Here is a 16,412-nt window from a genome sequence, read left to right on the forward strand (position 1 = left end):
AGCCATTTTTATATCTCCAAAGTTAACGTTACGTTATCTTTAGAGGGATGAACTGTCCATTATTTTGGCTAGGATCACTGTGACCTTGAACTGGCTTTAAAGGAATTATCAGAGAAAAATATTTATTTGATTTGTGGCACAGGAGCTCGTTCCGCTTTGGCCACGCTCGCTATGCAAAATATGGGGTTTATGAAACTTTATTCAGTTCAAGGAGGAATGCAAGCCTGGATTGCAGCAGGATTACCCACTATTTCATATGTAAACTAACGTCTCTACAGAATTTAATAAACATAGCCATATTGATTCGTGAGGTTTGATTATCACTTTTCCTCTAGAAGTCTACATTTCTTATTGTCTAACTGTTGTGCATTTATTTTATTCAGATTGAGTAGCGATCTTAAGATTCAGCTCATCTACATTTGATTAAATTTTTGCATGGAAAGATACATTCTTTGTTTTGAGGAGAGAAAGATGCAAGCATGCAAACAAGTGATTTTAGCCATGAGTTTAGGCCTGACCTCGATGATGGCGCTAGCGGATCAACACCATTCCCCTGCCAACACGATAACAACTGTCAAACAGGCATTCACTGCAAATGATGATACTCCAGTACGTTTGACGGGTTATATAGTTAAAGCGATGGGTGATGAAAAATATCAATTCCGTGATGATACGGGTTTGATCACGGTTGATATTGATACTGATAAATTGCAGGGTCAGTCACTTTCAGCAAAAAATAAAATTACTATCTATGGTGAAGTCGACATTGATCATAAGCCACGTAAGCAGGTGGAAATTGAGGTAGATCAGATTAAATTCTAAGGATTAAGTCTTTAAAAACCACATATTTTTTATGTGGTTTTTATTTCTTTTTTCTGAGGCTCAACTATAGTCAAATAAATGACCTCATGACTGAGTAAGCGAATGCGTATTTTACTTGCAGAAGATGATCATTCTCAGGCTGAAAGCATTAAAACCTGGCTTGAAATGGATGGTTATAATGTAGATTGGGTTGAACGCGGAGACCATGCGCTGTTGGCGATTGAGCAGCACAGCTATGATTGTATATTGCTTGATCGTGGTTTACCCAAAACCACGGGTGATGAGATTTTAAAAGCCTTAAGGACAAAAGAATTCGCCACCCCTGTCATTTTTCTGACTGCACGTGACAGTATTAATGACCGCGTCGAAGGTCTAGATTTGGGTGCGAATGATTATCTGGTTAAACCTTTTAGCCTAGAAGAGCTATCCGCACGAGTCCGTACCCAATTGCGCCGTCAGCAAAGCAATACTGGACAGCAACTGAGTTTTGCGAATTTAAGATTGGATCCACACGCTAAAACTCTGATGAAAGATAAGGAAGTCATCAACTTAACGTCTAAAGAGTTTCAGATTTTATATAAACTCATGCAAAAGCCAGATCATGTCATCACCCGAGATCAACTAGAAGAATCGTTATATGCTTGGGGGGATGAAATTGAAAGCAATGCCATTGAAGTCTTTATTTATCAATTACGCAAAAAAATAGGCAGTCAATATATTAAAACGATTCGTGGACTGGGTTATCGGATGAGTCAAAACTAAATGACAGCGGTTGTTTCATTACAAACGAAATTAATCAAGACTTCACTGCTCAGCTCAATTGTGGCTGGGATTTTGGCATTACTTATTTTCATCGGTATTTCCTGGTATCAAACCACTGAAACACAGGATGAAATCATGCATGAAGTGGCCGGTATGTTACTCATCAAAAGCATACAGTTGGGCACAGAACAATCTGTAGATGAATTAAGTGATGAGTTTGAGATCCAATACCGTCTGAGTTCACCCAACCAGTTGATAACACAATCCGAGCATTTCGAATTTGATACCCAGCAAACCACATGGAATTTGGGTTTTAACTCTACTTATGGTTTGGTCTGGCAGCAGCACCAATTGTGGCGAACTTATCGTGAAAATCGTCCAGAAGTCGGTATGAGCGTTCTGCTGGTACAACCGATGGGTGAACGTTTTCAGGTCGTTGGAAACAGTATCGCCGGTTATAGTTTGGTGCTGTTAGTCTTGTGGTTAATACAGTGGTTAATTTTACATTTTGCGATACGACGTCATTTTAGAACCTTGCAGCAACTATCCAACAATATTTCCTGTAAAGGGATCGAGGATTTATCACCGATTCAGACACCTTCGCCCGTTTTTAAAGAATTGCAACCGATCCTATTGCAATTAAATCAATTGCTCACACGCCTGAAAGATTCCTTGATTGCCGAGCAGCGCTTCACCGCAGATGCATCCCATGAATTACGTTCGCCGTTATCTGCCATTCAAATGCGTTTACAAGTTTTGAAACGTAAGTATCCTGAAATGGCACAGGATTTTATTCCTGTTCAGCAGGATGTTAGCCGTGGCGTGCAGGTGTTGGAGAATTTATTGCTTCTGGCCCGTTTGGACCCCGCCCATGCTGATCAGTTGCCTAGAACTGAGCTATTTCTTGACGCCGTTTTTCAAGATGTGCTGCAAGCTTTACAGCCTTTTTCTCAACAAAAATTAGTGATGATCCAGGTCGATATAACTGCTGCATTATCTGTTCAGGTAAATGAGCAACTCTTTTTCACCTGTATACGTAATCTTGTCGATAACGCTATTCGTTATGCAACACACCAAGGGCAAGTGCTGATCCATGCTGAACAGCAGGCGGATACCGTCGAAATCAGCATTGAAAATAGTGGTTCAGGAATCAGTGATGAGGTATTACAACGTTTAGGAGAACGTTTTTATCGGGCACTCGGGACACAGACTCAAGGATCTGGTTTGGGACTATCGATCTGTAAAAAAATTATTGAATTACATAAAGGCAAAATCAGCTTTCAACCCTCCAAGCTCGGTGGTCTGAAAGTTACTCTTCAACTTCCAAACTTACTTGATCGTCCGGAGACAATATGACGAATCGTGAATTTGGATGTTTTGACACAACATCTCCAGCCCAGACTCTAAGAGAAAATTCCACTTTTAGTTCCTCTGATTTTTAGAGGGATTACCAGAATATTTTTGGCTACAGGCAGTTGATCACTCAAAATAGTAAGCCTTACCTAGTGTGCATAAAATTCCTGTTGAACATGAGAGTAAATATAAACTGCGATTGATTGTTGGATCTTTATTCTATAATAAAGCGCTGCTTAAAGGATTTTTCTGTCTCTTTTTGAATGGAACGATGAGATTCAGTAGCTGGATTAAAGATTCCCACTTACAATTGGACTGAATTGAAAAACTGGTGATAGTTAAAATATGTATACAGGTATCGTTCAAGGTTTAGAAAAAGTCGTCGACATCCAGAAAGGAAACGGTTTTATCACTTTGGTCGTTAGTGATCAGCAGGGTTTCTTTAATGATGTTTTCATTGGTGCAAGTGTGGCGATCAATGGGGTCTGTTTGACGGTCACTACCATTGATACTGCACAGCAGCACATACATTTTGATATCTCAGACGTAACCCTCGCACTTACCACACTCAAAGATGTACAGATCGGTGATGAAGTCAATATTGAGCGTTCAGCCAAAGTCGGTGCTGAAAATGGTGGGCACAACCTTTATGGACATATTGAAGGTACTGCGACGGTAGCCAGTCTGGAACGCCGTGGTGAGACCCTGCATGTAGATTTAACTATCCCAGCCGGTAATATTAAGTATTTTTTCCTAAAAGGTTTTATTGGCCTGAATGGTTGCAGTCTGACGATTAACCGAGTGGATCGTGCTTTGGGAGAAATTTCGGTTGATCTCATTCCGGAAACTTTACGTCTGACGACCTGGAAGAATATTCAGCCTGGAGATGAGGTCAATTATGAAATTGACCAGATGACCCGGACGCTGGTAGATACGTTGGAAAATCTACATCAGCTCTAAGTAATTCAATTCATTAATATTTTTGTTATTCTTGACAGTTAATGTTTTATTGCTCCCCTTCTAAATAGTAGTTTCGAATAGAGCTTTATTGGCTGTTTATGTCATCATTCCTGTTTAATACAGTGGCACCATTGTTGTGCCACTACTTACATCGATTATTTTTCTAAAGACTTTATTGATAGTTAATCTATACCCTTAAAATTTTTTATTTTTAGATTTACTTAGGCTATTTCAGTTTCTCCAACCTGATGATAAGCACGATTAAAGTAGACCAAAGCGGAATCTTGTTGATTTTTTTGTATAGCTACAATCGGACAAATAAAAATCGTATGTGTTCCTACTTCTTGAATTTGTTCAATTTCACAATCAAAGCTGACTAAGGCATCCGTTAACACCGGACAGCCTGTTGCTAATTCAGTCCAATCCCCATATTCAAAGCGCTGTTCTGAACTCATTTTCGATGCAAAGGCGTGGGAAAGTTGTTCATGCTGAGCACCTAATACATTGACTGCTAAAACTTTATTCTCAACAAAATGAGCATATGAACGTGAGGATTTATTCATACACACCAATAAGGTCGGTGGTGTATCTGTGACGCTACATACCGCAGATGCTGTAAAGCCGTGATGACCAGATGCTCCCATCGTAGTTACCACATTCACCGCACTGCTTAATGAAGACATTGCATTTTTAAAGTCTGTAGCGTCAACCATCACTTGATTCCTATATCTCTCTATATCTTTGAGTGAGCGATTGCTTAGGGCTTTCTTGATTCGGAATATTCCAATCAAAAACACCCCTTCACATATCCTATTTTGAGTTAAGCAGAAAGCTCTCGACGAATAATCTCTGCGCCTGCACTTAAAGCATTGAGCTTGCCGCGTGCCACTTGACGAGATAACGGCGCCATACCACAGTTGCTTGAAGGATAGAGCTTGTCTGCGTCTACAAATTGCAGGGCTTTGCGCAGAGTATCCGCCACTTCTTCTGCTGTTTCAATAACATCGGTTGCGACATCAATCGCCCCTACCATGACTTTTTTACCCCGAATGAGCTCAATCAGCTCCATTGGCACACGGGAATTGTGACATTCTAAAGAAACGATATCGATCTTAGATTTTTGTAATTTAGGAAAGACTTCTTCATATTGGCGCCATTCTGAACCAAGTGTTTTTTTCCAGTCCGTATTGGCTTTAATACCATAGCCATAGCAGATATGTACTGCCGTTTCACACTTCAAGCCTGCTAATGCACGTTCTAAAGTTGCAATGCCCCAGTCATTCACCTCATCAAAAAACACATTAAATGCTGGCTCATCGAATTGAATGATATTTACCCCCGCAGCTTCGAGCTCTAAAGCCTCTTGATTGAGAATTTTGGCAAATTCCCACGCCAATTTTTCACGACTTTTATAGTGGCCATCATACAAGGTATCAATCATAGTCATTGGACCAGGCAGTGCCCATTTAATGGGTTGATCGGTCAGCGAACGAAGAAACCTCGCATCTTCAACAAAGACGGGTTTTTGACGGGATACTTCCCCCACCACGGATGGTACGCTGGCATCATAGCGATCACGGATTTTCACGATTTCGCGTTTATCGAAGTCGACACCATCAAGATGTTCAATAAATGTAGTCACAAAATGCTGACGGGTTTGTTCACCATCACTGACAATATCAATGTCTGCTTGTTGCTGTTCATGCAAGGCCAAACATAATGCATCAAGTTTGCCATCAATCAGCTCTTGCCCTTGTAATTTCCACGGCGACCAAAGTTTTTCAGGTTCCGCAAGCCAAGAAGGTTTTGGTAAGCTGCCGGCCGTTGATGTCGGTAATAAGCGTTTCATAATCAATAATCTTCTGTATTCTGGATATTAAGCCGCTTGATCTTCAAGCTTGTAACTTGCTGCCCATTGCTCAAGAATGCCTTGATAGGGTTTGATAAAATGTTCTTCAGTCCACTTACCTTGTTTCACTGCCAATTGACTACGTTCAACACGATCATAGACAATTTGGGTCAATGAATAATCCGGGTACTCAAGACTCGGTTGATATACATGCCCTGCATTAGAATTGGCATTATAAATTTCAGGGCGGTAAATCTTTTGAAATGTTTCCATGGTGCTAATGGTACTAATCAACTCAAGATCTGTGTAATCACCGAGTAAGTCACCACTAAAATAGAAGGCCAAAGGTGCAGCGGCATTTGTGGGCATGAAATAACGTACCTTTAAGCCCATCTTCTTGAAGTATTCATCGGTTCGTGAATATTCATCTTGCTTGTATTCGACACCTAACACAGGATGCTGATTCGCAGTACGGTAATAGGTTTTTGTGGTTGAAACACTCAGACAAATGACAGGGTTTTTATCAAACTCTGCTCTGAATGCTTCCGAATTTACGAGATATTGATACAACTTACCGTGCAAATCACCAAAATTTTCTGGCTTATTCGATGCTGGGTTTTTATTGATATATTCGGGTAGTACTACGCTAAAGTCATAATCACGTACATAAGACGAGAAGCTATTGCCGATCATGCCATCAATACGCTGATTGCTTTTATGATCCACAATGGTAGTTTTCAGCATTTCAATCGCAGGGAAAGTTTTACCCTTACCTTCAACATCAAGATCCACAGAAATGATATCCACTTCAACCGAATAACGATCTGCTTTTGGATTATCCCAATATGCCAAAGCATTAAAACGGTTATTGATCATGCGTAAAGTGTTACGCAGATTCTGTTTACGGCTTTCGCCTCGTGCTAAATTGGCAAAGTTCGTGGTAAGACGTGTGCTATCTGCTGGAAGATAGTTTTCATCGAAACGAATACGCTTAATTGAACAGACAAACTCTTTATTCATAGTGATCGCCACCCTAATTTTTGAGATCAATTAAATTTCTGAATGAGGCAATTTATACTCAAATAATGAGATGAATAAAAATGATTTAAAATAATCTAAAATTGAATTTAATTCATTATTTATTAGGGAAAGGACAATTTAAATAATGACGTCTTGGTTGATTGATATTTTTATAATTCTGCTTTTAATTAAAATATATTTTATAAAGCAAAGAGTTAAAACTTACTTCAAGCATAAGCCTGAATACTTAAAATCGCTAGTCTGAAGTGCTAGATAGGAAGGTTATAAAATTTATGAGAAGTTTCATTTCCCACATAAAATGAATTTAGTTCATCTTAAAGTTAAAAAATATCAATGTATTCACCCTTATTAATTTTAAATGAGTAGCTGTACTCGAGGTGTATACCAATTTTTAGGACTGCCACCGTCCCAGACAACTATCCCTTATGCTTTTTTATAGACGAGAACTTACAACACTGGGAGAAATACGAAATTATTCGGGATGCATTTACGATCATTTTCTAGGTATTGGTTAAATTCTATTCCACAAAGAATAAAGCCCGATTTTTCTCGGGCTTTTCCTTTGATACATGCTAGGTGGGTTTACTCTACCACCAGTAACATCCTGTTCTTATATGAATCCATCATGAGTAAAAACATACCACCCCTGATAGCAAAATAATTAAATCTATACCTACTAGAACGTACAAATTAACTCAACATTCTCATGAGAAATTGGGAACTTTATAAAATGTGATTGCCAATCATTTTTATAAGATGTATTTTAAATACATCTTATAAGTAACCGCCATGTGAGATCAACGATGACTCCGCAGCAAATTGAGTTAGTAAAAGCCACTGTACCTGTACTTCGTGAAAATGGTGTAGCTCTAACCGGCTATTTCTATAATCGCATGTTAGGTAACAATCCTGATCTAAAAGAAACATTTAACATGGGACACCAACGTAGCGGAGCTCAGGCACAAGCCTTGGCAGGCGCGGTATTGGCTTATGCTGAAAATATTGAAGATCCATCTGTATTATTGCCTGTGGTTGAACTCATCGCCCATAAACACGTCAGCTTGAATATTCAATCACCTGATTACAGCATTGTAGGTGAAAACTTATTACACTCGATTAGCGAAGTGCTTAACATTTCGATGGAAGACCCATTGATTGCTGCTTGGGCTGCCGCTTATGGTCAATTGGCTGATCTATTTATCAGTACTGAAAAGGCCATTTATGACCAACATCAGCAAGCTAAAGGCAGTTGGTTAGGCTGGCGCAAGTTCAAAATTGCAAAAAAAGTGGTGGAAAGTGATGAAATCACCTCTTTTTATCTGCAACCTTCAGATGGTGGTGCCTTACCAACCTATGAAGCAGGTCAATATATTTCAGTTCGTGTATTTGTTGAAGAATTAGGTTTAAAACAGCCACGCCAGTACACGTTATCCACGAATCCACAAGCTGATTATCTACGTATCTCTGTAAAACGTGAGCCTGAAAAAGGAGATTTGGCTGCTGGGTGGGTATCCAATACTTTACACGGTTTGCCAGAAGGTTCAGAAATTGAAGTTTCTGCTCCAACAGGTAATTTCTATCTGCTTGACCCAAATAAGCGTAATGTATTTATCAGTGGTGGTGTCGGCTTAACCCCAATGATTGCAATGCTGAATCAGTTAGTTACGTTATACATGCCACAGCCTGTTACTTTTATCCACGCCTGCCGTAACAAGCAAGTTCATGCCATGAAAAAAGATATTCAGGCGTTGAAAGCAAAATATCCACGTTTAAATACGTTTACGGTTTATGAATTCCCACATTCAGATGATATTTTAGGGGAAGATTATGACGCGGCTGGCCGTTTAGATTTAATGAATATGGATCGCGCATTACTTCCAGTAAATGCCGATTACTATCTTTGTGGCCCAATGCCATTTATGGCTGAGCAACATAAAGCACTCGTTGCCCGTGGTATCCCTGCCGAAAATATTCACAGTGAAGCCTTTGGTACGGGTGGTGTAAAACACTAATCTAGTGCATTCAAATGGCCTCATCGTGAGGCCATTTTTGAAATATCGAAAATTTTATTAGATTTTAGTTTGTTCTCTTAATACCCGTCACATCCACTTCAACTCGACGGTCCGGTTGTAAGCACGCAATGAGTGCAGGTGTTTTCTTCGTTCCCACACAGTCTGTTGTCTTCGGCTGACTTTCACCCGCGCTCGCAATTTCCATCGAAGCATTCACTCCACGGCTCATCAAATAGTCTCGCACTGTTGTTGCACGTGCCAAGCCTAAACGTTGATTATAACTTTCTGAGCCGATACGATCTGTATGACCGGTGATGCGGATCTGTTCAATGTTCACATATCCATTACTGATGCGGCTCGCTAGATCATCTAGCTGACGGCGACCGTCAGGAAGTAAATCTTCAACACCGGAACGATCAAATTTAAACAATGCATCCGCTGAAATTTCAATGCGTTCCATTTGAGCAGGTGCAGGTGGAACCACCACTGGTGCAATAGGAGTCGGTTCTGGTGGTGGACACCATTTATTATCGACATTTTGTAGGTTGGCACAGGCTGTTAAAGTCACTAAAGCTGAAGCCAAACATGTCATTTTAAGTTTTTGTTTCATCATCATTTCCTTCTAATTCATGCTTAAATGTTTCTCCTCAGACCCTAAGATCTGAGAAGAAATAGGCTTCAGGTATTACCAGCTGTGTTTTAGACCAATCGTTCCGGTATAACCGTTACGATCTTCATCAGTCAGCTCTTGCTGATAACGGGCATCAGCATACACATAAGCAGACTTGGCAATTGGAAGTTGTAAGCCAAGCCCCACTTCACCCCAAGTACGGCTATAGTCTTCGTTCAATACATCACGGCCAACCTTCACATCTGAAGGTTCAACAAAATCACTGAGCACATTCGCTACCGCATAGAACGTTTTGGTACGGTAATCTGCTGTTGGAGCGTTGTACGCAAGACGCGCACCTACTCGACCACGTAGGCCATGCTGGTCATCCTGATCGACATGGGCACGACCATCATTAAAGTCTTCAAGGCTGATATATTGATAAGACAATTGAGCTTGTGGCTCGATCAACCAGTGACTATTGCCTAACTTGTATGGACGGCCAACTTCAGCAGAAATGCCAGCGCCCCAACCATCCTGATCTACATTAACGCCATTACGAGCTTCATATTCGTTTTGCAAATAAGATACGTGCCCCACTAAATCAAGATAGCTACCATTTTTATCATAGTAAGTCGAATATAAGCCTAGGCTAGCTGCATCCGTTGTGCCTTTACCCGTGTATTTATCCGCTGCCAAAAGGCCATTTTCTGCACGGTAACGGTCAAAGAAGTCTATGCTACTACGGCCATAGCTCATCATGGCACCCGTATGACGGCGTGAGCCAGTATCTGGGTTATAGCGAACATCAAAGTCATAACCAACCTGTGCGACAAATTGATCCGCTTCCATATCTAGACGCTTTTCACCAGTCAACTCGGTATTGTTGCCACGAATACGTGCCCAAACCTGATTATTCTGAGTTTCTTGGCAAGTGCCACACTTATCCCATGCCCAGGTTTGCTGTTCACCCACTCGGTCATGCAAAGTACCGAGCATTTCATAACCCAACATTAAGTTGGCATATGGCATTTGGGTATAACCAGATACTTCTGGTTTATAGATCGGCGTATTTGTATCTAGGGTATTCAACGTCCATTCATAAGTTTGTGGTGCACCTGCTGCAGACGTTAAAATCAATTGCCCTTCACCCGCATTTGATGTTGCACCGCTACCTACAAACGTTCCCCCACCAGATGGATCTAGCACAAGTACTGTTGGTAGTTGACCCGAAATATTATCGGTTGCAATCACATCCCCCAATCCATTAATTGCAGTCACATGGGTTGTACCTGTTGCAGTACCATTAATAATGAGTTGATCAGACTGACCTGTTGCCAGATTGACATCTACAATCAAGTCAGAGTGCGCAGCATAATTACCATTCACAGTTAAGGTATTAACCGCAGCAGCATCACCCTGGTGTAAATCAATCGTGCCAAAATTATTGACATTTGCAGTAATAATGGCACTTTGCGTACTTTCAGCCAAAACCAAAGTACTGCCATCTTCGATTGTCAATGTTCCTGGCGTTGTTGGTGCCGGCATCATCAGTGTTGGAGCTGGCTCAGAATCACCAGACAGATTCAAGTCACCACTTAAACTAAAGGTGGCCCCATCCTGTACATTGATGGTTTCCCATCCCACCAATGCAGTATTTCCTGCTTCACCTGGCAATACAGGGAAATTAGGATAAGTCGCTTCAGCAGGTTCAGCAGCAGAAGAACCTGTTAAATTGACACCGATATTCAGGGTATCGGAATCAGCACCACCATCCAGATAACTTAGCTCGCTCACATCAGTGCCAGCTTTCAGGCTCAAGGTATCTGCGCCTGCTTCCATCCAGATATCGCCAACCATCTTGCCACCGTTAGCAATCAGGGTATCATCGCCCGCTTTTAGATTGATACCACCGATGAGCGTACCGCCATTTTGGTAAACGGTTTCATTACCAGCGCCACCAAGAATGGCATAAGCATCGGCCAGTTCCAGTCCTTCACCTGTATCATAATTAACTGTAGTAGCTCCCTCTATAGGAACATAACCTTTAAAGGCCGCTGTAATATTTGCACTGTTGGTAATTTCAGCATCACCTGCCGTATTCACACGAATACCATTACCCATCGCACTGGTAATATTTCCAGACGTATTCACTACAACTTTATTCGCGCTGACGAATTCACTGCCATCAGCATTATGACCACCTGAGTGAGCATAAATACCATCTTCGTAAGCCAATAAATCCCCAGAAGAATTCACAGTAACCGTGCCACCACCTGAGTGAGCATGGATAGCCCGACCGCCATTACTAATATCTGCCATGGCTGTAGAACTGTCCGCATATTCAATACCGCCATCTGTAGATACGATTGCTGCCACAATATCAGCAGCATTGTCAACGATGACATCACCACCACCCGAATGGGCATGAATACCTGACTCGGCAGCTTGAATTGAACTACCGTCAGCGGTATTTACCGTTACAACACTGTAATTTCCTGAAGCTAGTCCGTCTTCACCTTTATAATTGCTGGTATGTGCATGAATACCACTCTCACCGGCAATGATCTGTGCTGTTGAATCCAAAGTAACCGTGACATCGCCTGCACCAGCATGGGCATGAATACCATTACCGCCCGAATTGATCGTACCGGCCATTGCAACAGTAACATCACCCGCTTCACCTTCCGCAGCAATACCACCATCACCTGCACTAATCACAGCACCAGCATTCTGAGTAATGCTGACGGTACCTAAACCACCCGCCACGCCTTTAATGCCCGCACCACCCGCATGAATGGCACTTGTAGCCTGCTGTGTAATTGAAATGGCTTGTGGGATTTCAGGATAAATGCCTGTTGCTGATATGGTATCAACATACACACCATGACCACCGCCAGCCGTCACCACAGCGATAGGCATAGGTTGATTGATATCTCCATTCACATAACCGGTATAAGTCGCACCAAAATCACGATCAGGCGTATTAATATCGCCAGCAATCGTCACGGTAACATCACCTGTTTGATTGGCAGCATAAATACCATGTGCAGTTCCTGTAGCTTCCAAAGTACTGCCATCCGCTAGATTAATGAGCGTATTACCATCGGCTGCAAGCTGACCAACCACACCAAAAGTACCATGATCAACAACCTGAACCACACCAGCAGGAACAGCTGCCAACTCCAGCTCACCATGTTGCCCTTTGGTCGTCTTGGCCATATCAGTGGCATTCTTGTCCAAATAATCTTGCTGGGCCTGTGTTAATGTCCCGCTTCCATCTCCCAGCAATTCAAAGGCTGTCTTCGAGTAATCATTCGTCGCCTCCAAAGATGAATAATTAAACTGTGCTCCATTCGCGACTATAATTGTTGAGTTCGATGAAGTAATGGTTGAATCTGGAGAAATATACTGAGGAGTGTCACTACTAACAGGGCCTACCATGACGGGCGATGCTGTTGTTGTGACTGAGTTGTTGCCATCAACAATAATTTGAGAATATGCTGGTTCGGTTAAAGTTTCATCCACTGCAAAGGCAGAAGAAGTAGCCACAGCTCCAGCAAATGCCACACCTGTAGCCAAAATGGTTTTCGCTAAACGACCCCGACTGCTTTTACCTCGCGCATGTGCCAGCTCACTCACTGCCACCCATGCTCCTAATGATTCGTTATATACACAGCGGTAAATTTTATTCATATAAAAAACCTCTTAATTAAATTTGAGGTGAATAGATATTCCTATGACTTAAAATAGGAATTGTTTAAAACTTTTTTCGTAAAATTCTTATAAAGACTCAATAAATGTGAAATAAATCACAAATTATCAACTATTCTTCTAATAAATTAAGATGTTTTTTTGAACTGCATAATGGCATTATTAACCATTGATAAGAAAAGAAATCATTTGTATCCATTTGTTTTAAATATAATGTAATAAATTAAAATACATTATTACAATATATGTTTTTTTATTTCTTAATCCTTTTAAAACATATGGTTAAAAAATATCATTTTGCTTGGTAGACAGAAAAAATATGAAAAATCCAATATAAAAACATTTTATTACATTACATAAAACACAAACTAATCATAAGGTTATAATAAAGCAATAACAAAAAGACATAAAATAAAAAAACAGAAAACCGATATATTTTTAATGTTTTTCAAGTAGTCAATATCTTTTTGTTACTTTTAGATTTGGTTTTTATGTTTATTACTTAAATAAACAACCCAAAAATGATATGAAACAATTGTCTTTAGACTTTCTTGGAACATAGTTTCTACAAATCTGCTGACAACTTACGTAAGTGATACTATCTAATTGATTTACTTAATTAAATATTTCAAATCATAGACTATTGCATTATGTCCACTCAGCAACATTGGTTTTCAGTGCTGTTGCAGCATAACCTCGCTGCTTCAGTACCTGAAGCGCATCTGCGGTCATAATGCAATACGGTCCACGGCAGTAGACGGTAATCGGAATCTCTGCGGGTAACTCATGTAAACGTTTTCTCAGCTCATTGAGTGGAATAGACTTTGCAAAAGGTAGATGAGCATGCGCAAATTCATTTTCCGGACGCACATCCAAAATGATCATTTCCCCTGCTTTGGCCTTTTCCAATAGAGTGTCGCGGTCTTCACGATACTGCTCCCCCTCGAGTTGACTAAGATGCTGTAAAGCATCCTGTAGTTCAAACAAACGATCTTGTGCAAAATTACGCATGGCATTTAGAAACTGGGGAATGCCCGCGCTCGCGAGCCGATATATCATCTGTTTACCTCGGCGTTCCGCGTTGACTAAACGAGCCAGACGTAACTCTTTCAAATGTGCGCTGGTCAGTTTCACACTGATATTCGCTTCCTGCGCCAGCAGCTCAACGGGTTTGCTGGCTTGTAACAACAAGTCCAGTAATTCTAATCGCTTTGGATTGCCAAGGACTTTGGCAATCCGAGCTAATTGAGCATAGAGTTCCGGTTTAATTTCCCGAGCATCAGCCATCATAGTTGCATCATCCTTTTACACAATTTCTCTGATTTTCTATCTTGACATAAGCCAACAGCCAAAAACAACATTCCAAAGATATTTAGAATGTTTTATATTATAACAGTTAATAATCTGAAATTTCACCTCGACAAGCAGTCAAAATTCACGACTATTCCCATAAAGTTTACAGCTCAGGAGTACAGACCGATGTCGCAATTCAATCACACTGGGCCGCAATATCGCTACGGGATTCGTGAAAATCTGCTTCAGGTCGGCCATCAGCTGTTACAGGTGTTTCTGGTCGGCCTGACGATTGGCATGTTCCGGACCGTGGTTCCTGCTTTGGCTGAAGATGAATTTGGTGTGGCCAAAGGATCATTCATGATGCTGACCGCATTTGTGGTCGCATTCGGTTTTGTAAAAGGCACGCTGAATTTTGTGGCCGGACGCTGGTCTGAGCGGGTCGGACGTAGAAAGGTCCTGATTTGGGGTTGGCTGGCAGCCATTCCGATTCCCTTTATGATTCTGTATGCTTCTTCCTGGGGCTGGATTGTCGCGGCCACTATTTTACTCGGTGTCAATCAGGGTCTATGCTGGTCGATGACACAAACCTCGAAAATAGACATCACTCGTGCCGATGAGCGTGGTCTGACCATGGGGTTGAATGAATTTGCCGGATATGTCGGGGTGGCTTTGGCAGGCATTCTGACCGGTTACATGGCGTTGACTTGGGGACCGCGTTTGGGTTTGCTGATCTTTGGTTCAGTGGTCATCACGTTGGCACTCATCCTAGCTATCTTTGCTGTTCGGGAAACGCAGGAATGGGCCAAGGCAGAAGCACATCAGAGCCTGACTAAGCCCCAGCATTTACAACTGTCCAAATTGCCGCAAAATTTTCCCACTCATCCAACCACAGCACAAATGTTTCGCCTGATGAGTTGGGGAGATAAACGTATGGCAGCTTTCTGTCAGGCCGGGATGATCGAAAAATTCGTCGATGCCCTGATCTGGGTGTTTTATCCGGTGTTTCTCTATCAGCGTGGGCTGGGCCTGGATGCCATTGGCTGGATTGTCGGTACATATGGCTTTGTCTGGGGGGGTACACAATTACTGACCGGAAAACTGTCTGATCATATCGGCCGGATGAAACCGATTGTCTGGGGCATGTGGATTTGTGGTCTGGGCGTCGCAATGATGTTGATCCATGAGGGAATGCTGTGGTGGTCATTAAGTGCCGGAATCACCGGTTTTGGTATGGCCCTGCTCTATCCGAATCTAGGGGCCGCCGTGGCGGATATTTCCCATCCTAACTGGCGAGGTTCAGCAATTGGCATTTATCGCTTCTGGCGTGACCTAGGCTATGGTGTCGGTGCGCTGGGTTTTGGGCTGGTGGCACATTTTACCGGTGCAGTCACGGCAGGCTTTTGGTTTGTTGCCATTGCGATGTTCCTGTCCGGAGCCCTGGTGATGCTCTGGGGAGAGGAGACTCACCCAAATCTGGACTAAGTCACAGACAACTTAGGATCGGTGCAATATAGTCAATGAGTATTTGGAATCTCAACAACTCCAACAGGAAGAAATAAAAAATGAAATACTTATTTATTTTTAACGGCGCAGCGTATGGCGATGAACGAACCTACAATGGTCTGCGTCTGACAGGTGCATTAAGTAAAAATGAGAATAATCAGGTTCGTCTATTTTTGATGGGAGATGCAGCCACTGCTGCAAAAAAAGCCCAGAAAGTTCCAGCAGGATTCTATAATCTGGAAGTCATGTTAAGTCGTACCAGTCATGGCCATAAAGGCATACTTGGTGTATGTGGCACCTGTATGGATGCACGGGGTATTCAGGATGTTGAACTGATACAGGACGCACACCGCAGCACCCTCAATGAATTAGCAGAATGGACTGCGTGGACAGATAAGGTGCTAGTATTTTAAGTGAACCGTACCGGGTTTGTCGGAGACCAACTTTCTTGAGAGAATGTCCCGATGACAAAACCAAAATATACCCCTGA

General features: G+C 41.8%; 14 protein-coding genes. 8 read left to right on the top strand and 6 right to left on the bottom strand.

All coding sequences use genetic code 11. The features are described from left to right. The first annotated feature begins 90 nt into the window (after window positions 1-90). The 5 genes from PAE54_RS11335 (at window position 91) to PAE54_RS11355 (ending at window position 3,897) form a co-directional block, all read left to right on the top strand. Entirely contained in the window at window positions 91-267 is a 177-nt protein-coding gene (locus PAE54_RS11335; protein ID WP_442784402.1) for a rhodanese-like domain-containing protein, read from the top strand. 204 nt (window positions 268-471) lie between these two features. Beyond that, the gene (locus PAE54_RS11340) at window positions 472-822 is read left to right on the top strand and encodes a NirD/YgiW/YdeI family stress tolerance protein (RefSeq protein ID WP_442784401.1); all 351 of its coding nucleotides are present in this window, start codon (window positions 472-474) and stop codon (window positions 820-822) included. Window positions 823-924: 102 nt separating this feature from the next. Then, the gene (locus PAE54_RS11345) at window positions 925-1,584 is read left to right on the top strand and encodes a response regulator transcription factor (RefSeq protein WP_326519511.1); all 660 of its coding nucleotides are present in this window, start codon (window positions 925-927) and stop codon (window positions 1,582-1,584) included. After that, window positions 1,585-2,940, top strand: coding sequence for a sensor histidine kinase (locus PAE54_RS11350; RefSeq protein ID WP_326519512.1), 1,356 nt, complete (start codon window positions 1,585-1,587; stop codon window positions 2,938-2,940). A 342-nt stretch (window positions 2,941-3,282) separates the two neighbouring features. Beyond that, window positions 3,283-3,897, top strand: coding sequence for a riboflavin synthase subunit alpha (locus PAE54_RS11355; protein WP_326519513.1), 615 nt, complete (start codon window positions 3,283-3,285; stop codon window positions 3,895-3,897). A gap of 221 nt (window positions 3,898-4,118) precedes the next feature. On the opposite strand, the gene PAE54_RS11360 is transcribed toward PAE54_RS11355, so the two are convergent. The 3 genes from PAE54_RS11360 to PAE54_RS11370 all read right to left on the bottom strand — a co-directional run bounded on the left by PAE54_RS11360 (window position 4,119) and on the right by PAE54_RS11370 (window position 6,766). Next, window positions 4,119-4,610 carry a flavin reductase gene (locus PAE54_RS11360; RefSeq protein WP_326519514.1) on the bottom strand — a complete coding sequence of 164 codons (492 nt, stop codon included), beginning with the start codon at window positions 4,608-4,610 and terminating at the stop codon, window positions 4,119-4,121. Between the two features lie 107 nt (window positions 4,611-4,717). Continuing rightward, a complete protein-coding gene (locus PAE54_RS11365) occupies window positions 4,718-5,746 on the bottom strand; it encodes a methionine synthase (protein WP_326519515.1) in 1,029 nt (342 codons plus the stop codon). Window positions 5,747-5,773: 27 nt separating this feature from the next. Further along, the gene (locus tag PAE54_RS11370; RefSeq protein WP_326519516.1) at window positions 5,774-6,766 is read right to left on the bottom strand and encodes a DUF1852 domain-containing protein; all 993 of its coding nucleotides are present in this window, start codon (window positions 6,764-6,766) and stop codon (window positions 5,774-5,776) included. A gap of 824 nt (window positions 6,767-7,590) precedes the next feature. Here PAE54_RS11370 and hmpA point away from each other — a divergent pair. Then, a complete protein-coding gene (gene hmpA, locus PAE54_RS11375; protein WP_326519517.1) occupies window positions 7,591-8,799 on the top strand; it encodes an NO-inducible flavohemoprotein in 1,209 nt (402 codons plus the stop codon). Between the two features lie 64 nt (window positions 8,800-8,863). Here hmpA and PAE54_RS11380 read toward each other — a convergent pair whose 3' ends face one another. From PAE54_RS11380 to PAE54_RS11390, 3 genes are all read right to left on the bottom strand, one after another. Beyond that, window positions 8,864-9,409 carry an OmpA family protein gene (locus PAE54_RS11380; RefSeq protein WP_326519518.1) on the bottom strand — a complete coding sequence of 182 codons (546 nt, stop codon included), beginning with the start codon at window positions 9,407-9,409 and terminating at the stop codon, window positions 8,864-8,866. Window positions 9,410-9,484: 75 nt separating this feature from the next. Beyond that, window positions 9,485-13,105 (bottom strand): autotransporter outer membrane beta-barrel domain-containing protein, encoded by a 3,621-nt coding sequence (locus tag PAE54_RS11385; RefSeq protein ID WP_326519519.1) that lies wholly within the window; start codon window positions 13,103-13,105, stop codon window positions 9,485-9,487. Between the two features lie 666 nt (window positions 13,106-13,771). Continuing rightward, entirely contained in the window at window positions 13,772-14,413 is a 642-nt protein-coding gene (locus PAE54_RS11390) for an ArsR/SmtB family transcription factor (RefSeq protein ID WP_326519520.1), read from the bottom strand. A 189-nt stretch (window positions 14,414-14,602) separates the two neighbouring features. On the opposite strand from PAE54_RS11390, the gene PAE54_RS11395 reads away from it, so the two are divergent. Together PAE54_RS11395 and PAE54_RS11400 are read left to right on the top strand one after the other, a co-directional pair. Then, window positions 14,603-15,901: an MFS transporter gene (locus PAE54_RS11395; protein ID WP_326519521.1), complete on the top strand. Its 1,299-nt coding sequence runs from the start codon at window positions 14,603-14,605 to the stop codon at window positions 15,899-15,901. 80 nt (window positions 15,902-15,981) lie between these two features. Continuing rightward, window positions 15,982-16,335, top strand: a complete 354-nt coding sequence (locus PAE54_RS11400; protein ID WP_326519522.1) for a DsrE/DsrF/TusD sulfur relay family protein — start codon at window positions 15,982-15,984, stop codon at window positions 16,333-16,335. Window positions 16,336-16,412: the final 77 nt, after the last annotated feature.

Source organism: Acinetobacter minutum, from assembly GCF_035916735.1.
Classification (GTDB): domain Bacteria; phylum Pseudomonadota; class Gammaproteobacteria; order Pseudomonadales; family Moraxellaceae; genus Acinetobacter.